This is a genomic window from Pseudomonas mosselii, assembly GCF_005796105.1.
GTDB classification, from domain to species: domain Bacteria; phylum Pseudomonadota; class Gammaproteobacteria; order Pseudomonadales; family Pseudomonadaceae; genus Aquipseudomonas; species Aquipseudomonas mosselii_C.
On record NZ_VAUO01000004.1, the window covers coordinates 196,436 to 220,782 of the forward strand.

General features: G+C 63.4%; 21 protein-coding genes. 14 read left to right on the plus strand and 7 right to left on the minus strand.

The annotated features are described in order from the left end of the window. The first annotated feature begins 55 nt into the window (after nt 1-55). The 6 genes from FEM01_RS11575 (at nt 56) to FEM01_RS11600 (ending at nt 5,320) form a co-directional block, all read left to right on the plus strand. Nucleotides 56-1,114, plus strand: a complete 1,059-nt coding sequence (locus tag FEM01_RS11575; protein WP_138219569.1) for an ABC transporter substrate-binding protein — start codon at nt 56-58, stop codon at nt 1,112-1,114. A gap of 112 nt (nt 1,115-1,226) precedes the next feature. Further along, entirely contained in the window at nt 1,227-2,033 is an 807-nt protein-coding gene (locus FEM01_RS11580) for an alkaline phosphatase family protein (protein WP_138219570.1), read from the plus strand. Continuing rightward, nucleotides 2,030-2,878, plus strand: a complete 849-nt coding sequence (locus FEM01_RS11585) for an ABC transporter permease (protein WP_138219571.1) — start codon at nt 2,030-2,032, stop codon at nt 2,876-2,878. The genes FEM01_RS11580 and FEM01_RS11585 overlap by 4 nt, the downstream gene beginning before the upstream one ends. Beyond that, nucleotides 2,868-3,662, plus strand: a complete 795-nt coding sequence (locus FEM01_RS11590; protein WP_138219572.1) for an ABC transporter permease — start codon at nt 2,868-2,870, stop codon at nt 3,660-3,662. Before FEM01_RS11585 ends, FEM01_RS11590 begins: the two co-directional genes overlap by 11 nt. A 1-nt stretch (nt 3,663) precedes the next feature. Then, a complete protein-coding gene (locus FEM01_RS11595) occupies nt 3,664-4,653 on the plus strand; it encodes an ABC transporter ATP-binding protein (protein ID WP_138219573.1) in 990 nt (329 codons plus the stop codon). Between the two features lie 13 nt (nt 4,654-4,666). After that, nucleotides 4,667-5,320: an HAD family hydrolase gene (locus tag FEM01_RS11600; RefSeq protein WP_138219574.1), complete on the plus strand. Its 654-nt coding sequence runs from the start codon at nt 4,667-4,669 to the stop codon at nt 5,318-5,320. Nucleotides 5,321-5,423: 103 nt separating this feature from the next. On the opposite strand, the gene FEM01_RS11605 is transcribed toward FEM01_RS11600, so the two are convergent. Then, nucleotides 5,424-6,386: an NAD(P)H-quinone oxidoreductase gene (locus FEM01_RS11605; protein ID WP_138219575.1), complete on the minus strand. Its 963-nt coding sequence runs from the start codon at nt 6,384-6,386 to the stop codon at nt 5,424-5,426. Nucleotides 6,387-6,527: 141 nt separating this feature from the next. Between FEM01_RS11605 and FEM01_RS11610 the strand changes: the two genes are divergently transcribed. Together FEM01_RS11610 and FEM01_RS11615 are read left to right on the plus strand one after the other, a co-directional pair. Then, nucleotides 6,528-8,609 (plus strand): carboxy terminal-processing peptidase, encoded by a 2,082-nt coding sequence (locus tag FEM01_RS11610; RefSeq protein ID WP_171030948.1) that lies wholly within the window; start codon nt 6,528-6,530, stop codon nt 8,607-8,609. A 109-nt stretch (nt 8,610-8,718) separates the two neighbouring features. Continuing rightward, nucleotides 8,719-10,473: a GGDEF domain-containing protein gene (locus tag FEM01_RS11615; protein ID WP_138219577.1), complete on the plus strand. Its 1,755-nt coding sequence runs from the start codon at nt 8,719-8,721 to the stop codon at nt 10,471-10,473. Between the two features lie 12 nt (nt 10,474-10,485). Here FEM01_RS11615 and FEM01_RS11620 read toward each other — a convergent pair whose 3' ends face one another. The 6 genes from FEM01_RS11620 to FEM01_RS11645 form a co-directional block, all read right to left on the minus strand. Continuing rightward, the gene (locus FEM01_RS11620; protein WP_138219578.1) at nt 10,486-10,854 is read right to left on the minus strand and encodes a hypothetical protein; all 369 of its coding nucleotides are present in this window, start codon (nt 10,852-10,854) and stop codon (nt 10,486-10,488) included. Then, nucleotides 10,851-11,195 carry a helix-turn-helix domain-containing protein gene (locus FEM01_RS11625; protein ID WP_138219579.1) on the minus strand — a complete coding sequence of 115 codons (345 nt, stop codon included), beginning with the start codon at nt 11,193-11,195 and terminating at the stop codon, nt 10,851-10,853. Before FEM01_RS11625 ends, FEM01_RS11620 begins: the two co-directional genes overlap by 4 nt. Nucleotides 11,196-11,286: 91 nt before the next feature. Further along, the gene (locus FEM01_RS11630; protein ID WP_138219580.1) at nt 11,287-11,727 is read right to left on the minus strand and encodes a YkvA family protein; all 441 of its coding nucleotides are present in this window, start codon (nt 11,725-11,727) and stop codon (nt 11,287-11,289) included. Nucleotides 11,728-12,012: 285 nt separating this feature from the next. Then, a complete protein-coding gene (locus FEM01_RS11635; protein WP_138219581.1) occupies nt 12,013-12,741 on the minus strand; it encodes an FKBP-type peptidyl-prolyl cis-trans isomerase in 729 nt (242 codons plus the stop codon). 197 nt (nt 12,742-12,938) lie between these two features. Beyond that, a complete protein-coding gene (pcaQ, locus tag FEM01_RS11640) occupies nt 12,939-13,871 on the minus strand; it encodes a pca operon transcription factor PcaQ (RefSeq protein ID WP_138219582.1) in 933 nt (310 codons plus the stop codon). 10 nt (nt 13,872-13,881) lie between these two features. Continuing rightward, on the minus strand, nt 13,882-14,844 hold the full coding sequence (locus FEM01_RS11645; protein ID WP_138219583.1) for a helix-turn-helix transcriptional regulator: 963 nt from the start codon (nt 14,842-14,844) through the stop codon (nt 13,882-13,884). A gap of 365 nt (nt 14,845-15,209) precedes the next feature. Between FEM01_RS11645 and FEM01_RS11650 the strand changes: the two genes are divergently transcribed. The 6 genes from FEM01_RS11650 (at nt 15,210) to FEM01_RS11675 (ending at nt 24,347) form a co-directional block, all read left to right on the plus strand. Then, nucleotides 15,210-16,553, plus strand: a complete 1,344-nt coding sequence (locus FEM01_RS11650) for an MFS transporter (RefSeq protein ID WP_138219584.1) — start codon at nt 15,210-15,212, stop codon at nt 16,551-16,553. 139 nt (nt 16,554-16,692) lie between these two features. Then, the gene (locus FEM01_RS11655) at nt 16,693-17,385 is read left to right on the plus strand and encodes a fumarylacetoacetate hydrolase family protein (protein WP_138219585.1); all 693 of its coding nucleotides are present in this window, start codon (nt 16,693-16,695) and stop codon (nt 17,383-17,385) included. A gap of 14 nt (nt 17,386-17,399) precedes the next feature. Then, entirely contained in the window at nt 17,400-18,164 is a 765-nt protein-coding gene (locus FEM01_RS11660; RefSeq protein WP_138219586.1) for an SDR family oxidoreductase, read from the plus strand. A gap of 49 nt (nt 18,165-18,213) precedes the next feature. After that, nucleotides 18,214-19,164 carry a 2-hydroxyacid dehydrogenase gene (locus FEM01_RS11665; RefSeq protein ID WP_138219587.1) on the plus strand — a complete coding sequence of 317 codons (951 nt, stop codon included), beginning with the start codon at nt 18,214-18,216 and terminating at the stop codon, nt 19,162-19,164. Nucleotides 19,165-19,283: 119 nt separating this feature from the next. Then, complete coding sequence (locus FEM01_RS11670; RefSeq protein ID WP_138219588.1) at nt 19,284-19,709, plus strand: DcrB-related protein; 426 nt, start codon at nt 19,284-19,286, stop codon at nt 19,707-19,709. Between the two features lie 21 nt (nt 19,710-19,730). After that, complete coding sequence (locus FEM01_RS11675) at nt 19,731-24,347, plus strand: RHS repeat-associated core domain-containing protein (protein ID WP_138219589.1); 4,617 nt, start codon at nt 19,731-19,733, stop codon at nt 24,345-24,347.

Sequence of the window (24,347 nt, forward strand, 5' to 3'; positions counted from 1 at the left end):
GCCACAGGCTCGATTCATAACAACGACTGCAAGGCACCCACCCAAGGAGCTTCGGATGAAAAAGTTGTTCATGGCGTCACTGCTCGGTTCGGCCATCGCGTTGTCCACCTCGGCCATGGCCCAGGACCTCAAGGCCCTCGAAGAAGCGGCACGCAAGGAAGGCACGGTCAACAGCGTGGGCATGCCCGATGCCTGGGCCAACTGGAAAGGCACCTGGGACGACCTGGCCAAGAAATACGGCCTCAAGCACAGCGACACCGACATGAGTTCGGCTCAGGAAATCGCCAAGTTCGAGGCTGAAAAAGACAACGCCAGCGCTGACATCGGCGACGTCGGCGCCGCGTTCGGCCCGATCGCGGCCAACAAGGGTGTCACCCAGGCCTACAAGCCAAGCACCTGGGATCAGGTCCCGGCATGGGCCAAGGACCAGGACGGCCACTGGGCGCTGGCCTATACCGGCACCATCGCCTTCATCATCAACAAGGATCTGGTCAAGGAAGGCGAGCGCCCGACAACCTGGCACGACCTCGAAAAGGGCACGTACAAGGTCGCCATCGGTGACGTCGGTACTGCCGCCCAGGCCGCCAACGGCGTGCTTGCGGCTGCCATCGCCTACAAGGGCGATGAAGCCAACATCGAACCTGGCCTGCAATTGTTCACCAAGCTGGCCCAGCAGAAGCGTCTGTCGCTGGCCAACCCGACCATCCAGACCCTCGAGAAAGGCGAAGTGGAAGTCGGCGTGGTGTGGGACTTCAACGGCCTGAGCTACCGCGACCAGATCGACCCGAAACGCTTCGAGGTGCTGATCCCGTCCGACGGTTCGATCACCTCGGGCTACACCACCATCATCAACAAGTACGCCAAGCACCCGAACGCGGCCAAGCTTGCGCGCGAATACATCTTCAGCGATGCCGGGCAGACCAACCTTGCCATCGGCCATGCCCGGCCGATCCGTGCCGAGCACCTGAAGCTGCCCGCCGACGTGCAAGCCAAGCTGCTGCCCAACGAGCAGTACAAGGCGGCCCAGCCGATCAAGAACGCCGAAGCCTGGGAAGCGACCTCCAAGGCCCTGCCGCAGAAGTGGCAGGAGCAAGTGATCATCGAGATGGAATAAGGCAGCTTCAAGTTGCAAGCTGCAAGCTTCAAGTCAAAGCGAGGGTGGACAGGCCCGCTTCTTCTTGCAGCTTGTAGCTTGTAGCTTGCTTGCTGCTCCAATAGGAGCCGCCATGCAGCACAACGTCATCCTGGTCTTGCTCGACGGGCTCAACCACCAGGTCGCGCACCACGCCATGGGCCACCTGCACGCCTATGTCGAAGCCGACCGCGCCGCGCTGTACCGTGTCGAATGCGAGCTGCCGTCGCTGTCGCGGCCGCTCTACGAATGTATTCTCACGGGCGTGCCGCCAATCGACAGCGGCATCGTGCACAACAACGTCACTCGCCTGTCCAACCAGCGCAGCGTGTTCCACTACGCTCGCGAGGCTGGGTTGGGCACTGCGGCGGCGGCTTATCACTGGATGAGCGAGCTGTACAACCGCTCGCCGTTCGACCCCCTGCGTGATCGCCATACCCACGCGCCGAAACTGCCCATCCAGCACGGCCTGTTCTACTACGCCGATCATTACCCCGACTCGCATTTGCTGGCCGACGCCGAGTACCTGCGCCGACGCCATGCGCCGAACTTCCTGCTGGTGCACCCGATGAACATCGACGACGCCGGCCACCGCCATGGCCTGGACAGCAGCCAGTACCGCAACGCCGCACGCAGCGCCGATATCCTGTTGGCCGACTACCTGCCACGCTGGCTCGAAGAGGGTTACCAGGTGCTGGTGACCGCCGACCACGGCATGAACAACGACCGCTCGCACAACGGCCTTCTGGCCGAGGAGCGCGAAGTACCGTTGTTCGTGTTCGGTGATGGATTCAGCCTGGACCCTGCCGCCAAGCCCTTGCAGACCGAACTGTGCGGCACGATCTGCGAACTGCTGGGCGCCGCCCATGACAAAACCGTCTGCCGGGAGTTGCTCACGTGACGCCTACCACTTCCCGTAGCCGTGGCCGCTACCTGGCGCTGCTCTGCCTGCTGCCATTCGCGGCGTTTTTCATCGTCTTCCAGATCGCCCCGCTGGCGTGGGTAGCGATCAACAGCCTGCAAAGCGCAGGCGGCTGGGGCTTGGATAACTTCACCAAAGTGTTCGCCTCGAAGTTCTACCTGCAAGCGCTGCAACGCAGCCTTGAGATCAGTTTCTGGTCGAGCCTGTTCGGTATCCTCATTGCCGTCCTCGGCGCCTACTCGCTGCGCCAGGTGGACTCAAGGCTGCGCGACTTCGTCAGCGCCTTCGCCAACATGACCAGCAACTTCGCCGGTGTACCGCTGGCGTTCGCCTTCATCATCCTGCTGGGCTTCAACGGTGCGCTTACCCTGTTGCTCAAGCAGATCGGGTTGCTGGGGGACTTCAGCATCTACTCCAAGACTGGCCTGATCTTGGTGTACACCTATTTCCAGATCCCGCTTGGGGTGCTGCTGCTCTACCCAGCTTTCGACGCCTTGCGCGAAGACTGGCGCGAGTCCGCTGCGCTGTTGGGTGCCAGCCATTGGCAGTTCTGGCGGCACATCGGCCTGCCGGTGCTGACTCCTGCGCTGCTGGGCACCTTCGTCATCCTGCTGGCCAACGCGCTGGGCGCCTACGCCACGGTCTACGCCTTGACCACCGGCAACTTCAACGTGCTGCCGATCCGCATCGCTGCGCTGGTGGCCGGTGACATCACCCTCGACCCGAACCTGGCCAGTGCCCTGGCCATGGTGCTGGTGGGGCTGATGAGCGTAGTCACGGTGATCCATCAATGGCTGCTCAAGAGGAGCTACCATGCGCGCTGAAAAGACCTCTGGCGGGCTTTACCACCGCGTGGTGGTGTACCTGCTGTTCCTTATTCTGCTGCTACCGCTGGCCGGCACCCTGCTCTACTCGCTGGCTACCAGCTGGTCGGCCACCCTGCTGCCCAGCGGCTTGACCTTCAAGTGGTACATCGCACTCTGGAGCGAACCACGTTTTCTCGCCGCCTTCGGCCAGTCGCTGCTGGTGTGTGTCGGCGCGCTACTGCTGTCGGTGCTGCTGATCCTGCCGCTGCTGTTCGTGGTGCACTACCACTTCCCGCGCCTCGATGCGCTGATGAACGTGCTGATCCTACTGCCATTCGCGGTGCCGCCAGTGGTGTCCTCGGTGGGGCTGCTGCAGTTGTATGGCAGTGGGCCGATGGCCATGGTCGGGACGCCGTGGATCCTGATCGGCTGCTACTTCACCGTCGCGCTGCCGTTCATGTACCGGGCAATCACCAACAACCTGCAAGCGATCAACCTGCGCGACCTGATGGACGCTGCCCAACTGCTCGGCGCCAGCACCTGGCAGGCGGCACTGCTGGTGGTGCTGCCGAACCTGCGCAAGGGCTTGATGGTGGCCCTGCTGCTGTCGTTCTCGTTCCTGTTCGGCGAGTTCGTGTTCGCCAACCTGCTGGTGGGCACCCGCTACGAAACCTTGCAGGTGTACCTGAATAACATGCGTAACAGCAGCGGCCACTTCAACAGCGCGCTGGTGATCTCGTACTTCGCCTTCGTGCTGGTGCTGACCTGGGTCGCCAACCGCCTGAACAAGGACAAATCCTGAGATGAGCTTCGTCAGCGTCCAGAACCTGCAAAAAAGCTACGCCGGCAATCCGGTATTCGAACACATCGACTGCCAGATCCAACGCGGCGAGTTCGTCACCCTGCTCGGCCCCTCAGGCTGCGGCAAATCCACCTTGCTACGCTGCATCGCCGGCCTCACCCCGGTGGACAGCGGGCAGATCCTGCTCGATGGCCAGGACATCGTGCCGCTCAGTCCGCAAAAGCGTGGCATCGGCATGGTGTTCCAGAGCTACGCATTGTTCCCCAACATGACTGTGGAGCAGAACGTCGCCTTCGGCCTGCGCATGCAGAAGGTAAAGGCCGCCGAGAGCCAAGCGCGGGTAAGCGAAGCGCTTGAGCTGGTAGAACTGGCCAGCTTCGCCGGGCGTTATCCGCACCAGCTGTCGGGCGGGCAGTGCCAGCGTGTGGCGCTGGCCCGCTCGCTGGTCACGCGGCCTCGCCTGCTGTTGCTCGACGAGCCGCTGTCGGCCCTCGATGCACGGATTCGCAAGCACCTGCGCGAGCAAATCCGCACCATCCAGCGCGAGCTGGGGCTGACCACGATCTTCGTCACCCATGATCAGGAAGAGGCACTGACACTGTCGGACCGTATCGTCCTGATGAACCAGGGGCGCATCGTCCAGAGCGGTGATGCCGAGACCCTCTACACCGCGCCTGTGGACCTGTTCGCCGCAGGCTTCATCGGCAACTACAACCTGCTCGATGCCGATAGCGCCAGTCGCCTGCTGGAGCGCCCAGTGACCAGCCGCCTGGCGATCCGCCCGGAGTCAATCAGCCTCGGCCTGCACGGTGCGCTCGACGCCGAGGTGCGCAGCCACAGCTTGCTGGGCAACGTGATCCGCTACCGCGTACGGGTGCGCGAGGTGGATCTGGTGGTGGATGTGCTCAACCGCTCGGCCGCCGATCTACACGCCGACGGGCAACGGGTATCCTTGTCGATCGACCCCACGGCGCTACGGGAAGTGGCCTAAGGAGACTCAACGCATGGCTTTGGCAATTTTCGATCTGGACGAAACCCTGATCCACGGCGACTGCGCGTCGCTGTGGAGCGAGCAGATGGCACGCCTGGGCTGGGTAGACGGCGAGCGTTTCCTGCAGCGCGACCACGCGTTGATGGAGGCCTACGGCAAAGGTCAGCTACAGATGGAGGACTACATGGCGTTCAGCCTGGAGCCGATCGCCGGGCGCACCCTGGAAGAAGTGGCACATCTGGTGGAGCCGTGGGTGGAGGACGTGATCGAGCCGATCATTTTCGGCGATGCCTGCCACTGTATCGCCGAGCACCGCAAGCGTGGCGACCGTATTCTGATCATCTCGGCCAGCGGCACGCACCTGGTCGGGCCAATCGCGGCTCGCCTGGGCGTAGACGAATACCTGGCCATCGAGCTGGAGGCGCTCAACGGGGTGTACACCGGCAAGACCCGCGGTGTGCTGACCTACCGTGAAGGCAAGATCACCCGGCTGCTGGAATGGCTGGACCAGGAGCAAGAAAATCTGGAAGGGGCGAGTTTCTATTCCGATTCGAGGAATGACTTGCCGCTGCTGCTGAAGGTGGACCATCCGTTCGCGGTAAACCCGGATGCGGTGCTCAGGGAGCATGCGCAGACCCATGGCTGGCCGGTGCTGAGCTGGAGCTGAAGCTTGTAGCACCCATCATGGATGCCCCCACAGGGACCACACTGTCGCTGAAACGACGGTGATCCTGTGGGAGCGGGTTTACCCGCGAACAGGCCGGGCCTGCTTATGCCAGGCTCGGGTCGATCACCATCACCAACTTGCCCGACACCTGGTTGCTCTCAAGCTCGGCATACGCCGCCTGGGCAAACTCGGCAGGGTAGGTGTCGACCAGTTGCGGCGACAACCGCCCTTCGGCGAACAGCGGCCATACCTGCTGGTGCAACTCGCGCAGCAACTCGGCCTTGAAGTCATCGTCGCGGTTACGCAGGGTGGAGCCGGTGATATTCAAGCGTTTGCCCAGCACCACCGCCAGGTCCAACTCGAACGTGCGCCCGCCCATCAAGCCGATGACCACCCAACGTCCATCACGCGCCAGCAACTCAAGATTGAGCGAGCCATAGCTCGCCCCCACCGGGTCGAGGATCACATCGAACGGCCCGAAGTCCTTGAGCGCATCGAGGTTTGCATTGCGCACCACACCACCCGCCGCCCCCAGCGCCTGACAGTAAGCCAGACGCTCCGGGGAACCGACACTGACCCAGACAGGGCTGCCGAATGCCTTGCACAGCTGGATCGCCGCCGAGCCGACGCCGCTGGCGCCCGCGTGCACCAGGACCTTTTCGCCAGCCTTGAGCGCACCCAGCTGGAAAATGTTCAGCCAGGCCGTGGCATACACCTCAGGCAACGCGGCCGCCTCGTGCAGGCTCAGGCCCTCGGGCACCGGCAGCACATGCCCAGCATCCACCACCACTTCCTCGGCCATCGCGCCGCTGGCCAGCAATGCGCAGACCCGATCGCCCACGCGCCAATTGGCGCCGGCGCCGACTTCCTCGATCACCCCGGCGCATTCCAGACCCATGTACGGGCTGGCCCCCGGAGGTGGTGGGTACAAACCCTTCATCTGCAACAGGTCGGCACGGTTCAGCCCAGCGGCGGCCACTCGAATGCGTACCTGCCCTGTGTCGCAAGCCGGACGTTCGGCCTCGACCCAGGTGACATGTCCGTCAACGCCTTGCAATGCTTTCACAGTGCCTCCATAGTTGATTCATCAGCGAGCCTGGGGAACGCTTGTCCCCGGGCTTTTTGCAGTATTTGTCCGGCTCAATGGAACCGGCAACGGAAAAGACGGCCTACTATGCGTGATCAATTGCCTCCACGTCGAATCAGCATGAAGCATTTCCTCCCCAGCACCGCCCTCGCCCTCATGATCGGGCTTGGCAGCCTCACGCTCGGTGGCAATGCGGCCGCCGCCAACAAGTGGGACAGCCTGCAACCGGACCGTGACGAAATCGTCGCCAGCCTCAACGTGGTCGAGCTGCTCAAGCGCCACCACTACAGCAAGCCGCCGCTGGACGATGCCCGTTCGGTGATCATCTACGACAGCTACATCAAGTTGCTCGACCCCTCGCGCAGCTATTTCACCGCCGCCGATATCGCTGAGTTCGACAAATGGAAGACGCAGTTCGACGACTTCCTCAAAAGTGGCAACCTCGACCCCGGCTTTACCATCTACAAGCGCTACCTGGACCGCGTGAAGCAGCGTCTGGACTTCGCCCTGGCCGAGCTGAACAAGGGCGTCGACAAGATCGACTTCACCGTCAAGGAAGACCTGTTGGTCGACCGCAAGGACGCCCCGTGGATGAAGAACCAGGCCGAACTCGACGAGTTGTGGCGCAAGCGCGTCAAAGACGAAGTGCTGCGCCAGAAGATCGCTGGCAAGGACTTCAAGCAGATTCAGGAAACCCTGATCAAGCGTTACAAGAACCAGGCCTCGCGCCTGGACCAGACCCGCGCCGAAGACATCTTCCAGGCTTACATCAACACCTTCGCGCAGTCCTACGACCCGCACACCAACTACCTCTCGCCGGACAACGCCGAAAACTTCGACATCAATATGAGTTTGTCGCTCGAAGGCATCGGTGCGGTGCTGCAAAGCGATAACGACCAAGTCAAGATCGTACGCCTGGTGCCAGCAGGCCCGGCGGCCAAGACCAAGCAGGTCGCGCCGGCCGACAAGATCATCGGCGTGGCCCAGGGCAACAAGGAAATGGTCGATGTGGTCGGCTGGCGCCTGGACGAGGTGGTCAAGCTGATCCGCGGTCCGAAAGGCTCGGTAGTGCGCCTTGAGGTCATTCCGGCCAGCAATGCGCCGAACGACCAGACCAGCAAGATCGTCTCGATCACCCGTGAAGCCGTGAAGCTCGAAGAGCAGGCGGCGAAGAAGTCGGTGCTCAAGCTCAAGCAGAATGGCCGCGACTACAAGCTCGGCATCATCGAGATCCCGGCCTTCTACCTGGACTTCAAGGCCTATCGCGCCGGTGACCCGGACTACAAGAGCACCACCCGCGATGTGAAGAAACTGCTGACCGAGCTTCAAAAAGAGAAGGTCGACGGCGTGGTCATCGACCTGCGCAACAACGGCGGCGGCTCGCTGCAAGAAGCTACCGAACTGACCAGCCTGTTCATCGAGAAAGGCCCCACCGTGCTGGTACGCAACAGCGACGGGCGTGTCGACGTACTCGAAGACGAAAACCCCGGCGCGTTCTACAAAGGCCCGCTGGCGCTGCTGGTCAACCGCCTGTCCGCCTCGGCATCGGAGATCTTCGCCGGCGCCATGCAGGACTACCACCGTGCGCTGATCATCGGTGGCCAGACCTTCGGCAAGGGCACCGTGCAGACCATCCAGCCGCTCAACCATGGTGAACTCAAGCTGACCCTGGCCAAGTTCTACCGGGTTTCCGGGCAGAGCACCCAGCATCAGGGCGTACTGCCGGACATCGCCTACCCGTCGATCATCGACACCAAGGAGATCGGCGAGAGCGCGCTGCCCGAGGCCATGCCATGGGACACCATCCGCCCAGTGGTCAAGCCTGCGGCCGATCCGTTCAAGCCGTTCCTGGCCCAGCTCAAGGCCCAGCATGACGCCCGCAGCGACAAGGACCCGGAGTTCGCCTATATCCGCGACCGTCTGGCCCTCACGCAACAGCTGATGAACGAGAAAACCGTCAGCCTGAACGAGCAGGATCGCCGTGCCCGCCACGATCAGATCGAGGCCAAGCAACTGGCGCTGGAGAACGTACGGCGCAAAGCCAAGGGCGAAGAACCGCTCAAGGAGCTGAAAAAAGAAGACGAGGACGCGCTGCCCGCCGAGCCGGACGACACCAAGCCCGAAGACGACGCCTACCTATCCGAGACTGGTCGCATCCTGCTCGACTACCTGAGCCTGAGCACCTCGGTGGCCAAGCACTGAGGTGATGGCAAAATAATGTGACTTGTCATCAAACAGTCATCGCGCTGTCGTGAAATAAAAGGGTCGGACATGCCTGTGTCTGGCCCTTTTTCATTCAGGAAAGCCGTCCATGACCGTCACCGAACAGCTCAGCGCTTTGAGCGCCATCCTGGCTCAACGTAGCGTCCACAGCCTGTTCCAGCCCATCGTTTGCCTGAGCGAGCGGCGCATCCTCGGCTATGAAGCCCTGAGCCGCGGCCCCTCCAATAGCCCACTGCACTCACCGCTGACGCTGTTCGCCGTGGCGCGCCAGGCCGAACGCCTGAGTGAGCTGGAAGTGCTGTGCCGGGCCACGGCCTGCCAGCGTTTCAGCGAGCAGGGCCTGGCGGGCAAGTTATTCCTGAATGTGTCGCCTGAGTCGCTCCTGGAACCGCACCACCCTTCCGGTCGTACGTTGAAGATGCTCGAACAGTTCGGCTTGTCGCCCAGCCAAGTGGTCATCGAACTGACCGAACAGACACCTACCGAAGACTTCCAACTGCTGTTCAACGCCCTGCACCACTACCGTGACATGGGCTTCTCGATTGCCCTGGATGACCTTGGCGCAGGTTATTCGAGCCTGCGCCTGTGGTCGGAGCTGCGCCCGGACTACGTGAAAATCGACCGCCACTTCATCGATGGTATCCACCAAGATCCGCTCAAGCGTGAGTTCGTCGGCTCCATCCTGCAGATCGCCCGTGCCTCACGCGCCCAGGTGATCGCCGAGGGCATCGAACTGGCCGAAGAGTTGGCCGTGCTCAGCGAAATGGGCATCGACCTGGTGCAAGGCTACCTGCTCGGTCGCCCCCAGGAGTTCCCGCCGCACACCCCGCCCCTGCTGCCGTCGCAGACCAATCAGGCACTGGCACTGAGCGAAGACAGCTGTGACTTGAGCGCACTGCTGATCCAGCAACCAGCGGTGCCCTCGGACACCGCCACCCAGCAGGTGCTCGACGCCTTCCGCCGCCAAGCCAACCTCAACTCCCTGGCAGTGCTGGACAGTGATGGCAAGCCCTGTGGCATCGTCCACCGGCATTCGCTGGCCGATGCCCTGTTGCAGCCATTCGGCACCGACCTGTACGCACGCAAGCCGATCAGCCGGCTGATGAGCGAGGACTTCCTGGCGGTGGAGCGCGGACAATCGCTGCAACAGGTCAGCCGCCTGCTCACCAGCCGCGCTCGGCAGCGTATCGAGGAGGATTTCATCATCACCCAAGGCGGACGCTACCTGGGCTTGGGCCGGGTGATCGACGTGCTGAAACTGATCACCGAACAGAAGCTGCAGCAGGCCCGGCACGCCAACCCGCTGACCTTGCTGCCGGGCAACGTGCCGATCCAGCAGTGCCTGGCACGCCTGCTGGAGCAGCGCCAGGCGGCAGCGGTGTGTTACGTGGACATCGACAGCTTCAAACCTTTCAACGATATCTACGGCTACGCCCGCGGCGATGAAGTGCTGCTGTGCCTGGCGCAGTGCCTGCACGAATGCGTCGATCCCAGGCGTGATTTCGTCGGGCATATCGGCGGGGATGACTTCATGCTGGTGTTGGGCTCCACGGACTGGCGCGAGCGCCTGCACACCTTGGTCCAGGCCTTTGCCCGCGAATGCCTGCGCTTCTATCGGGCCGAACACATCGCGGCCGGCCGCTTCATCGCCCACAACCGCTTGGGCCAGCGCGAGACCTTTGCCCTGCTGTCACTGTCGATCGGGGTGGTCTGGCTGGAGCCAGGCAGTGCCGAACACCTGGATGCCGGGCAATTGGCCGACCTCGCCTCGCAGGCCAAGCGCCAAGCCAAGGAAACATCAGGCTCCAGCCTGAGCCTGATCGATACCCGCCTGCCGGCCTGACAAAGCCTGCGATCAGGCCTGCTCTGGATACCGGTACTCGAACACCCGCACCACCTCCGAAGCATGCCAGGACGCAGCCTCCATGCCATCCACAGGCCCCGAGAAGCGCCCCAGGCGCTCGACACACTCGAAAAAACCGGTGCGCGGCAAGCGACTGGCACCTTGGCTGATCACCAGCGAACTGCGCAGCGGCTGCTCGGCACGGGCATCGAGCAAGGCCAGGTACTCCAATGCGGCGGTCAACGTCTGCATGGCGGGACTGGGCAATTGCAGGCGTTCGAGCAGCGCACGATAAGTGAGCAGGTGACGTTGACGGCGGGCCAGGTCAAGCTCGGTCAGCAGGCTTTCCCACTGCTGGCGGCTGATCCTGACCTGGCTCATGACGGCTCGCTCCAGCCGGCCACACCCAAGTGCCAGGCCAGCGCGCGCAGGATCGCCGCATCGGGGCGTCGCTCACCGGATTCGATCATCGCCAGATACGCCGGGCTGATGCCCACATTGCGCGCCAGCAGCTGCGCATCCATACCCTTGGCCTGGCGCAATGCCGCCAGGTCGGCGAGGCTGGAGAGGCTCGCAGGGGCCTCTTCGACTGGCGAGGTAACGGCTTCGGCCGATGCCTGGGCCGGCGCCTGGCCAGCGGCAGCGAGCAAGGCCTGGTATTGCGCCCAGGGAACCACTGCGTACTCGGGCTGACCGTCCCGGCTTATGACCTGAATACCCATTACAACCCCCTTAACATTGGATTACGGCATGTAATCCGTCGGCATAACACTTATGCCAATTATATTAGCAACCTCAGGGGTTCGCCGGGAATCACTGCCCTTGGCGCTCCAGGCGCAAGGCTTCGGGGGTATCCGGCAGACGCTCTACCACCCGTAGCTTCTCCGGCGCCTGACTGGCGCGCCACGCCTTGAAACGGGCCAGTTCGTCGCCGACGGTCTTCAGCACCCAGCCCAGCACGGCGATATCGTCGAGAAAACCCACGCCCAGCAACCAGTCCGGGATCGCATCCAGGGGGCTGACGAAATACAGCAGGCCCGCGACGATGGTCACCAGGGCTTTGGGGCTTACCGCACGGTACTCACCGCGCCACCAGGCCAGGCACAGCGCCTGGAGCAGACGTACGTCCTCGCGCAGTTGGCCAAGCTTAGGCCCCTTGCGAGCCACCGCGAACAGCAATGCTGGCAAGCGCCCGCGGCTGAGCAGGCGTTCGGCCAGGGGCAGGAAGCGGGCGAAATTCCAGGGTGCGCTCATGAAACCTCCAGAGGAGCAGGCAGGTTATCCACAAATATTGTGGATAACCTTGTGAACAGGACCGGCTTTGCGCCGTTTGGCGCCCGCCCGACAAGGGCCAGGCACGGATCGGGCGTTTTTTACACAGACGTTTCAGTGCCGCAAACGTTTTGCGACGGCAAAGGTCTTGGCGCTGCATCAGGTCTACTGTGTGCGACAGTGAATGACGCGCGCGGTTCGCGTCAAGTGATGCACAAAACGACGACGCCCCGTCGAAACGGGGCGTCGTGGATGACAGCGCGTGCCTTACTCGGCCGGGGTTGGCTCGGCGTCCTGCTTGGCAGGATCCTTGATGGCCAGCAGTTCCAGGTCGAACACCAGCACCGAGTTGGCGGGGATCAGCGGGCTCGGGCTCTGGGCGCCGTAGGCCAGCTCTGCCGGGATGTACAGCTTGTACTTCTCGCCGACATGCATCAGTTGCAGGCCTTCGACCCAACCAGGGATCACGCCGCTGACGGGCAGGTCGATCGGGCTGCCGCGCTCGACGGAGCTGTCGAAGACCTTGCCATCGATCAGCTTGCCTTCGTAGTGGACGGTGACCACATCGGTGGCTTTCGGCTGTGGGCCGTCGGCCTTCTTGACCACTTCGTACTGCAGGCCCGAAGCGGTGGTGACCACGCCAGGCTTCTTGGCGTTCTCTTCGAGGAATTTCTTGCCAGCAGCGGCGGCTTCTTCGCTGGCCTTGGCCAGGCGTTCTTCGGCGCGCTTCTGCAGGGCAGTGAAGGCTTCGACCAGCTCTTCGTCCTTGATGCGCTGTTCTTTCTTGCCTACCGCGTCCTCGATACCTTGGGCGACGGCTTTCGAGTCCAGGTCGTCCATGCCTTCCTGAGCCAGGCTCTTGCCCATGTTCAGGCCGATACCGTAGGAGGCTTTCTGTGCCGGCGTCTTGAGTTCGACGCTGCTGGTCTGGGCGTCGCAGCCCGCCAGTACCAGACTTACCAAGGCAACCGCTGCCGCCAGACGAGTGTGTTTCATGCTGATTCCTTGTTCATGCGCCATAAGGGCAAATCAGGGTAAAGCCGCGAGCTTAGCAGGCGGTCGGGACCAATGGCTACCGGCATAAGAGCGGGTTATGGGCTGGAAGTTCCTGGGTGAAAGGTTGTTCATCGAAGGGGGTGCAGCCACTGGCCAGTATTGACGGTTTTTCCGACATTGGCTTGGCTCACGATCTGTCAGGGATAATCCCCCGCCCGATACAACTGCGCCACCTCGCGCAGCACCTCGCACACCCACTGCGCCGGCAGGCTTTGCGCCAACGCGGCATTGCGGCAGATCCCCACCGACCCGCCCGGCTCACGCACGCCAAGGTCGAGTTCCGCCAGCTCACCGCGCCCCAGGTCAATCAGCACCGCATCGCGAGGCGCCACCCAGACCCCATCGCTGCCCAACAGATAGCGCCGGCTCAAAGCCAGCGACAGAGTTTCCAGGCGCTGCGCGGGCATCTGCATCCCGCCCTGCACGAACAGACTGTCGGCATGCTGGCGAATGGTCGTGCCCAGCGGCGGGAGCACCAGCGGGTAGCGCCCGACTTGCGAGCGATCCACCGGAGACCGTGCCAGCAACGGATGCCCAGGTCGCACTACCAACGCCATCGACTCGCTATACAGGTGCTCGAACGACAGCCCCTGGATTTGCGGGCTGTCGGTCATGCGCCCAACCACCAGCTCCAGCTCACCGAGGTGCAACTGTCCCAGCAACTGCGCACTCACGCCGGTCACCACACTGATCACCAGGCCCTCATGGCGCTGGTGCAGCCGGCACAACACCTCGGGCATCAACAACCCCTCGACGGTCGAGAGCACGCCGATACGCACCTGCGATGGTGCTCGCGCCGCGCCGCGCACGCTGCCTACGCCATCGCGCAGGGCCTGTACGCTGGGCCCGGCGTATCGCATGAAACGGGTGCCCGCCGGGGTCAGCTCGACACCCTGGCGGGTGCGTTCGAACAGCCGGGTTTCCAGCAAACCTTCAAGCTCCTTGAGGGTCTTGGAAATCGCCGGCTGGCTGATGGCGAGCACATCGGCGGCCCTGGCCAGGCTGCCCTGCCGGGCAATCTCCAGGAAGCACAGCAGATGGCGGAACTTGATGCGGGTATCGAGGTTCATGCCCGGCAGTTTATCCGTGCACGCCAACCCTGCAAGCGTCGCTATCGAGGGTAATCGCCTGGGGCGTGTCCGGGTCGCGCTGCTGGCGGCGGAACTGCCCCGGCGGCAGGCCGTGGATCTGCCGGAAACGGCGGCTGAAATAAGCCTCGTCGGCGAACCCGCACAAGCGCGCCACCTCGCCCACCGGCCGGCTGCCGTTGAGCAGGTAGTTGCGCGCGGCGTGCATACGCCGCTCCAGCACCAGTTCGCTGAAGGTCTTGCCCACCTCCTTGCGCAACCAGTGGGTCAGGTAGCTGGGCGCAAGATACGTGGCCGCCGCCACCTTGGGCAGGTTCAGGTCAGGGTCGTCGATGTGCCGGCGCAGGTAATCGCTCATGCGCCCCAGCGCCGCACGGCGGCTGTGCTCGGCGGCATTGCTCTCGGCCAACTGACGTAGCGGCTCGGCGTACAGGCTGCACACCCTGCCGATCAGTTGCAACAGCAAGCCCTTGAGCATCTCCCGGCTGCCGAAGCCCCGGTTAGCGTCCAGTTCACGCATTTGCTCGATCAAGGCCAGCACTTGGCTGAACTGTGTCGGGTCAAGGTGGAAGTCCAGGTGCTCCTGGAAGCGAAATGGCGACAGCTCCGGCGCCAGCAGGATCGACACGTCTTCCAGGTCCATGGGGTCGCAATCAAGGTGCGGCAGCAAGAAGGTCTGGGAGAAGTTGATCACCACGAAATCGCTCTCGGGCGGATGCGGGATCACATGCACCCGATGCGGCAGGATGAACGCCAGCGTATGCCGCGTGAACGGGCGTTGGGCTGCACCGATGTGCTGCACGGTGTCACCGCCTAGGTTGATCTGGATCTGGAAGTACGCATGGCGATGCGGTGCGGTTTCCGCCGGCCGACCGCGCGCGTCGCGGATGTGGAAATCCATCAGCTCGCAGCGCTCCTGCATGACGTAGGTGGGCACTTGGCGCTTGGGCGGCATGGGGGCTCCTGTGTGCTTGTGTCTGTGGACCTGCTCGCAGGGCACGCCGGGGGCCGGCGCACTCTGCGATTCTGCCGCCAGCCCCGAATGATCGCAATAAGTTGTACGACGTCCAAACTCATTGCACGACCGGCCAATTCAAAAAACGCCTCTCGCATGAATTGATAAAAAACATACAAATCAACAATTTAAATAAAAAATACTGGTTAAACCCTGCCCAGCGAGTTTCTTGGACAATCCCCCAACACCCGGCCTTCAGCGGAAAAAACGGTCTAAAAACCCCATTGATCCAAACAAGTTGTACGACCACCCTGGAATAGGACTGCAGCCCAACCTCTCCAAAAACAACAAACGAGGTCGACTCAATGTCGAGCACGCCCACTTCCCGTACCGCGCCTGCACCGTTCGCGCTGGACGCTGCGCCCACGCAACGCCTGCCCACCCGACGCCGCTGGTTCATGCTCGCCCTGCTGCTGGTGGCGACCATCATCAACTACGTCGACCGGGTCAACATCTCCATCGCCGCACCGTTCATGGCCAAGGATCTCGGCCTGGACAAGGTGCAGATGGGCCTGATTTTCTCCGCCTTCGCCTGGACCTACGCCCTGGCCCTGGTCCCCGCTGGCTTCATCGCCGACCGCTTCGGCTCGCGCCTGACCTACGGCGTGTCGCTGATCAGCTGGTCGGCGGTTACCGTGGCCCAAGGCCTGGCCACAGGCTTCGCCTCGCTGTTCGGCCTGCGCCTGGCGGTCGGCGCCATGGAGGCCCCTGCCTTCCCGGCCAACAGCCGCGCGGTCACGGTATGGTTCCCAGCCCGCGAACGCGGCATGGCCAGCAGCGTGTACGTGTGCGGCCAGTATCTGGGGACCGCACTGTTCACCGGCGCCCTGCTGTGGCTGGCGACCACCTACGACTGGCGACACGTGTTCTACAGCACCGGTATCGTTGGCATCCTGTTCGGCGTGGTGTGGCTGTTCCTGTACCGCGACCCGCTCACTTGCAAGAAGGTCAGTAAAGAAGAGCTGGCCTACATCGAACAGGGCGGCGGCCTGGTCAAGAGCAGCCAGCAGCGCACCCGCTTCGACTGGCGCCAAGTGGCCGAGCTGTTCCGCTACCGCCAGGTCTGGGCGATCTGCCTGGGCAAGTTCGCCAGCACCTCGGCGCTGTACTTTTTCCTCACCTGGTTCCCCACCTACCTGATCGAAGAGCGCCAGCTCACCCTGATCAAGGTCGGGATCTTCGCGGTGCTGCCGTTCATTGGCGCGACGGTGGGCATCCTGCTCGCAGGCATCGTCTCGGACCTGCTGATCCGCAAGGGTTACTCGCTGTCGTTCGCGCGCAAGCTACCGCTGGTGGTGGGCTCGATGCTGGGCATGTCGATCGTGCTGGTGAACTTCACCGACTCCAACGTGTTGTGCATCGCCGTGCTCACCCTGGCCTTCTTCGCCCAGGGCATCGCCTCTTCGTCGTGGGCCGCGGTCTCGGAGGTCGCGCCCAAGGAACTGATCGGACTCACCGGCGGCATCACCAGCCTGGCAGCCAACATTGGCGGGATCGTCACGCCAATCGTGATCGGTGCCATCGTGCATGCCAGCGGCTCGTTCGCCATGGCGTTCTGGTTCATCGGCGGCGTGGCGCTGATGGGCACGCTGTCGTACTCGCTGCTGCTGGGCAAGTTGTATCGGATCGAGTTGAAGACCGCTGCATGACAGTGCAGCTGTGGCCCATTCGCTGTGGGCCAGCACTGCCATTACAGAACCCGGATTTATCCAAACGCCCCCCGCTTTCGTCCAACTTCCTGCGGCCAGCGCTGATTACGCTGGCCACTCGCAACCAGAGGATCCCCCCATGACGTACCTGTTCAGCCCTCCGGCCATCGTCAGCCTGCCGATCCAAGGCAGCGACAAGCGCTTTCCCGTCGGCCGGGTATTCTGCCTGGGCCGCAACTACCCCTGGCCAAACGCCAGCGACCCGGCGCCGAGCGAGCCGGTGTTCTTCATGAAGCCCGCCTGCAACGTGGTCGAAGCCTCAGGCGAGCTGCCTTACGCCCCGGCCACCGAGGAGTTCTGCCACGAGATCGAACTGGTGGTGGCCATTGGCACCGGAGGCGCCAACCTCGACGCCGCCAACGCCCTGGAGCACGTGTTCGGCTATGCCGCAGGCCTGGACCTGACCCGCCGCGACCGTCAACGCCAAGCCAAGCAGCACGGCCTGCCATGGGAGGGCGCCAAGGTGTTCGAGGCCGCCGCACCGATGACCGCCATCACCCAGGCCGCCTGGCCGCTGGACGCCGAGCTATGGCTCAAGGTCAACGGCCAGGAGCGCCAGCGCGCACACCTGTCGCAGCAGACCTGGCCACTGGCCGAAGTGATCGCCCGCCTCTCGCACCTGCTACCGCTACGTCCGGGCGACCTGATCATGACCGGCAGCCCGCCCGGCGTCGCGCCGCTGGAGCCCGGCGATGTGATCCATGCCGGTATCGACGGCATCGCTGAACTGACCCTGCGGGTAGGCCCGCGCCCTACTTCCCAAGCCGCCTGAAGCTGGAGTCGAACATGTCGCAAGCACACAACAAGAAAGTTGCACTGGTGACCGGCGCCGGCAGCGGCATCGGCCGCGCAGTGGCACTGGCCCTGCTCGAGGACGGTTTCAGCCTGGTGCTGGCAGGCCGTCGCGCAGAGCCGTTGCAGGCCCTGGCCGAGCAAGCCCGTGCCGCAGGCCGCGAGGCTATGGCGGTGCCCACCGACGTACGTGACGAACACAGCGTAGCCGCGCTATTCGCGGCCATCGAGCAGGTGCACGGGCGCCTGGACCTGATCTTCAACAACGCCGGCATCAACGCCCCCGCAGTGCCCATCGACGAGCTGGCGCTGGAGAACTGGCGCAACGTGGTCGCTACCAACATCGACGGTGTGTTCCTGTGTGCCCGTGCCGCCTTTGGCCTGATGCGTCGCCAGCAACCACAAGGAGGGCGAATCATCAACAACGGTTCGATCTCGGCGCACACACCGCGCCCGTTCACCGGCCCGTACACCGCCAGCAAGCACGCGGTACTCGGCCTGACCAAGGCCCTGGCGCTGGATGGTCGCCCCTACAACATCGTCTGCAGCCAGGTGGATATCGGCAACGCCCTGACCGAGCTGTCCGAGCGCATGACCCGTGGTGTGCGCCAGGCCAACGGCGATATCGCCCCCGAGCCGATGCTCGACGTGCGCCACGTGGCCGACGCGGTGCGCTACATCGCGGCGCTGCCGCTGGATGCCAACGTCCTCAACATGACCGTGATGGCCAGCAACATGCCGTTCGTTGGGCGTGGCTGAGCCCCGCCCCGCTTGCACCTTGCCCCCATCGATTGCACCGGAGTACCCCATGAAGCCCGAAATCCTGCAACTGAGCCCGATCCTCATCCCGCAAATCCGCGAGCGCCTGGAAAGCCTGTTCAGCGTGCACCGCTATTACGAGCAAGCCGACAAAGAGGCCTACCTCGATGCCCACGGCGCCAGCATCCGTGGCGTCATCACCGGCGGCCATACCGGCATCAGCCAGGCGCTGATGGCTCGCCTGCCCAGGCTCGAAGTGGTCGCGGTGAACGGTGTGGGCACCGATGCGGTTGACCTGGCCTATGCCCGCGACCGAGGCATCCAAGTCACCGCCACCCTCGGTGCACTGACCGAAGACGTGGCCGACCTGGCCATCGGTTTGCTGATCAGCGTCTGCCGTGGTATCTGCACCGGCGACCGCTTCGTGCGCGCCGGCCACTGGGCAACCAGCCCCACCCCGCTGGCACCACTGCCGCTGGCACGCCAGGTGTCGGGCATGCGCGTGGGTATCGTCGGCATGGGCCGGGTTGGCCGCGCGGTGGCCCAGAGAGCCGCCGCCTTCGGCTGCCCGATCGCCTACACCGACTTGCAGGCGCAGGACGTGCCCTACACCTTCGAAGCGGACCTTGCGCAACTGGCCCGCAACAGCGACGCACTCATACTCGCCGCAGCAGCCGACAAGGGTGAGGCGTTGATCACCCGTGACGTCCTCAAAGCACTCGGCAGCGAGGGTTACCTGATCAACATCGCCCGCGGCAAACTGGTCGACGAGCCGGCGCTGCTCGCTGCTCTACAAGCCGGTGAAATCGCCGGCGCCGCGCTGGATGTATTCGCCGACGAGCCGCGCGCCCCCGAGGCGTTGTTCGAACGCGAAGACGTGGTGCTGCAACCGCACCGTGCCAGCGCCACCGTGCAGACCCGCACGCGCATGGGCGAAATGGTCGTAGCAAGCCTGGTGGACGTGTTCGCCGGGCGCACGCCGCAAGGGCTGGTGCTGTGACCTAGGCAAAATGCCAGCACGGGCGATTCGGCCAAACCTGTCACAGCCGCATCGCCTGGCGCTTGCAGCCTGCGCATCGAAGCTTTAGCGTGTGCCGCTTCGACGCAAGGAGCAGCGCCATGGCCGCCTACCTTACCCAGGACCTGACCCTGGAACTGGGCGATGAAACGCCCGAAGACACCAGCATGAACATGCTCGCCTTCCGCGAGCGTGGCACCAGCCTGGTGATCGCCCGCAGCCCGCTGCCGCTGGGGCAGACACTGCAAGACTTCTATCAGCAGCAACTGACCCAGTTGCGCGAACGCCTCGGCGCCACCATCAGCGAGCCGCAAGCAGCAATCGCTGGCGTTGCCCGAGACATCCAAGGGCTGGAAACCAGCTTGCACTTCAAGCGCGGCGAGGTGCTGTCGTATCAGCGCCAACTGGTCTACGTCCTAAACGGGCAAAACCGCTTCGTGGCCCTCAGCTACACCAAGCAGACGCCCCTGCAAGCGGCCGACCTCGCCCACTGGGAAGCCATCAAGGCCGGCCTGCGACTGAACTAACCCCGATATCCGAGACGGCTCATGGACGATAGCCTGCACGCCGCCCGCCTGGGCGACCTGATCCTGCACCCACCGCTGATGGCCGAACTGGTCAGCACCCTGACCGAAGCGGTGGTGTATGCCGCCGCCACTGCGGCAGTCGCGGCAGCCATCGGCGGTGCCGTGGTGGCCGTGGTCGGCACCGGGGGCGCCGCGACGGTGCTGACGCCGCTGATTGCCGGCGCACTGGTGGGCGCCGCCGCCATGCTGCCCGGTGGCGAAGACAAGAGCATTGGCGAGCAGATCTCGGACTTCAGCAACTGGGTCGGCAATTCGATGTTCCCGCCGGAGCCTTACGGAGCCATCGAGACAGGCTCGGTCAACACCCATATCAACGGCCTGCCCGCCGCACGCGCAGCCGGCATCGTCACAGGCGCCAGCGCGCCGGAGGTCCCCGCCGAAGCGCCCTCGATCCTGGAGAACATCGGCAGCTACGCGATGCTGGGCGCATCGATGATGTTGCCGATCATCGGCCTGGCACAAGAGATCAACAGCATCTTCAACCCACCGGTGACTACCCCGGCAGACCCCGGCACCCAGCCCGCCGAACTGGACACGGTCAAGTGCAGCAAGCACCCAACGCCCAACTTCGTCGCGCAGGGTTCGGACAAGGTGTTCATCAACGGCCACCCAGCAGCGCGGGTCGGCGACAAGAGCACCTGCGACGGGCCGATCGGCATGACCTTCTCGCCCAACGTGCGCATTGGTGGCGGTACGGTGACCGTGCGCGACATCCATGACGGTAAGAGCGCGGCGGCGAAAATCATCGGGATCGTGGCAGGGATGCTGCTGTCGCGGCGTATCAAGAGCCGTTCACGCCCACGTAACGCGCCCAGGCCCAAGACCCGCATTCCGCCGTGCAAAGGGCATCCTGTGCTGGTGGCCACCGGCAGCAAATTGCTCAACGGTTCTGAAGATCTGGATTTCAGCCTGCCCGGCCTGATTCCGCTCGACTGGCCGCGCCGTTACGACAGTACTGATGAGCGCACCGACGGCCTGCTGGGGATGGGCTGGAGCCTGCCCTATGAAACACGCATCGAACGGATAGCCCACCCAGAGGGCGGCAAGCTGTGGATTCTTGTCGACGAAGATGGCTGCCGCATCGAACTGGGCCGCATCGAGCCTGGAAACGCGCTGATCAGTACGTTGGATGGCGTGGCCATCTTCCACCAGGACCACGGCATCACCGTAGTCGAGGACATCTACAGCGGACAGTACCAAGTCTTCAAGACCGATCCGCTCGACGAAAACCGCTCGCGACTGGTGCAGTTGGGCGATCGCAACCTGAACCGCGTCGAGCTGCTGTACGACGACCAAGGGCGATTGCATTACCTGGTGGACACCTTTGGCCGCACGGCCGTGCGGCTCGACCACGATAGCCTGCACACCCAGCGTGTCCAGGCGGTATGGCGACTGGACCTGCGTCCGGGCGACAGGTTCGAGGTCGCCAGCCAGCAATTGCTGGTCAGCTATGGCTACACCGGCGACGGGCAGCTTGCCCAGGTACACGATGCAAGCGGACAGTGCGTGCGTCGGTTCACTTACACCGAAGCGGGATACATGGCCAGCCAGGCCCTGGCCAACGGTGCGGTTCACCACTACGAGTGGGCCCGTTTCAGCGTACCGCCTGACGGTATCGCCTCAGGTCTGTCGCTGCCGAATGATTTCCCCCCCTTGCTCGAAGAGCAGCCAATGCACCAGTGGCGCGTGATCCGCCACACCAGCGAGAGCGGCGAGCGCTACGACTTCGAATACGACCTGGCCCTGGGGCTGACCCACATCAGCGACAGCCTGGGCCGGAGAGAGTCATTCCAGTGGGACCTGCACTACACGTTGTACCGATACGTCGATGCCTTGGGCAATGAGTGGCAGGAAACCTTCCAGCAGGGGCAATTGATCGCCAGCATCGAGCCCGACGGCAGCCAATGGTCTTACACCTATGACGCTATCGGCCGCCTGATCGGTAGCAAAGACCCACTTGGACGCCTCGAAAGCATCCACTACGGCGAACACTGGGCGCTCCCCCTGAGTATCAGCTCGCCTGATGGCGCAACCTGGCGCATGCGCTACGACAGCCACGGCAACGTCCTCTGCGAAACCGATCCGCTGGGGGCGAACACCCAGTACCGCTACGACTCGCGTGGACAATTGCTGGCCATCACCGATGCCCACGGTCACGAACGCCAACTGAAGTGGAATGACCGCGGCCAACTGCTCAGCTACCAAGACTGCTCAGGCAACACCACGCACTACCGCTACACCGAGCGTGGCGAACTGGCCGAGGCGATCAATCCACGCGGCGAGCGCACGCGCCACCGCTACGATGTACGGGGCTACCTGATCGAAAGCCAGAGGCCAGACGGACGCAGCGATCACTTCGAAGTCAATGCCGGTGGGCAGTTGATTCGTCACCGCGACCCCGCCGAGCGCATCACCCAATGGAACTTCGACGCCAGTGGGCGCCTGCGCCAGCGTATCGACCCGATGGGCCAGACTATCGATCTGCACTACGACGCTTATGGTCGCCTGCTGGAACTGAGCAACGAAAACAACGAGTGCTATCGCTTTGAGTGGGATGCGCTGGACCGCGCGATAAGCCAGCAGAACCTCGATGGCAGCGGCCACACCTATGACTACGACGCGCGCGGTACGATCACCCGCGTTGTGCTGCATCCCGCCCCGGGACAAGCGCACGATACCGCAGCACAGATTCATCAGCTTGAGCATGACGCCGTAGGCCGCTTGCTACGCAAGCACACCGCAGACGGCACCACCGAGTTCTGCTACGACAACGCCGACAACCTTCTCGCGGTGACCTTTACCGACACCTCGGGCAATGCCCAGCAACTGTCGTATAGCTACGACCTGAACGCACGCCTGCTGAGTGAAACCAGCGCTGCCGGAAAGCTGGCGTATGCCTACGATGAGCTGGGTAACCTGCAGCGTATGACCTTGCCCGACCAGCGTCAGGTCAACCTGCTTCGCTACGGCAGCGGCCATCTGCACCAGATCAACCTTGATGGGCGAGTCATCTGCGACTTCGAGCGCGACAGCTTGCACGAGGAGGTGCTGCGAACCCAGGGCCGACTGCAAACCCGTACCCGCTATGACCGCTGCGGTCGCCTGAGCCAGAAGGCCATTCATTACAGCGACGCCTCGAACGCCAGCTTGGCGTTGCTGCAAAAAGACTATCGCTACGACGCTGGCGACAATCTACTGAACGAAACCCACACCCAAACCCTGCGCCCCGGCAGCCAGCACCCGGCTGTGCTCGAACAGGTGCTCGGACGCTTCCATCAGGCAGGGCGCGGCAATAGCAGTCATCAAGACGTGGTGACGTACGACTATGGAGCAACGCCGCGCGTGCATGCCGTGACACGCATGTCGCCGCAACGAAACGCGCCGATCGTCGAGCTTTATGGGTATGACCGTGCCGGCAACCTGCTCGAAGGCTACCAGCCCAAGGGCCACGCGCGGCACAACCAGGTCACCGTCCACCAGAACAACCGCTACCGCTACGACGGCTTTGGGCGACTGGCCGAAAAGCGCAGCGCCAACGGCCTGCTGCAACGCTTCGAGTACGACGCCGAGCACCGTCTGGTACGCGTGCTGCAACAGCGCGGCAGCCTGCATGAGCGGGTCGAATTCAGCTATGACCCGCTCGGGCGACGTATCAGCAAATGCTTGTATCGCAATGGCCATCCTCAGCCCGTCAGTCGCACGCAGTTCCTCTGGCAGGGCCTGCGATTACTGCAGGAAGTCCAGGACGGCAAACCAAGCCTGTATGTCTACGCCGAGCCAGAACGCCACGAGCCACTGGCGCGAATCGACGGCATGCCCGGACAAGAAGTGCTGCACTTCTTCCACACCAACCTCGCCGGCCTGCCGGAGCAGTTAACCGACGAGAACGGCGACACTGTCTGGCACAGTGACTACCTGCTATGGGGCAAGAGCCGCGAGGAGTGGCACTGCCCTGGGCAGAACCGTCAACAGAACCTGCGCATGCAGGGACAGTACCTTGACCGCGAGACGGGCCTGCACTACAACACGTTCCGGTATTACGACCCCGATATCGGTCGGTTTACCCAACCGGACCCGCTGGGCCTGGAAGGCAGCCTCAACCTCTACGCCTACGCCCCCAATCCACTGTCATGGATCGACCCGCTGGGCCTGTCGGAGTGTTCGCTGCTCGACCGTATCATCCACGACGCCAACAAAGTAGCATCGCCAGGTGGCCAGATCACCGCGCGGCAAGCACAGATCCTGCGCGGCAACCTGCCCGTGGTGCAGCGCCGCAACGCGACGCAGAACCGCGTGGTGCGCAAGGAATTCGTAAAAACCGAAAAAGCGCTGATCAAACAGTGGGAAACCAATACCAACCGGTCTTGGCCGGACGGCGCCACGGCGCACCATGTCATCCCGCTGGAAAGCGGCGGCGCCAACAAGTGGTGGAACCTGATGCCGACTCACGGCACCCTACCCAACCACTCGTTACCCGGCATCCCTGGCCCGCATGCCGCCGGCGGGGTGCTCCGGACCACCATTCAGCAGGGCCGCAAGGCGTTGCCCCCTAAAACCATTACCGACTTGAGGCTCTAG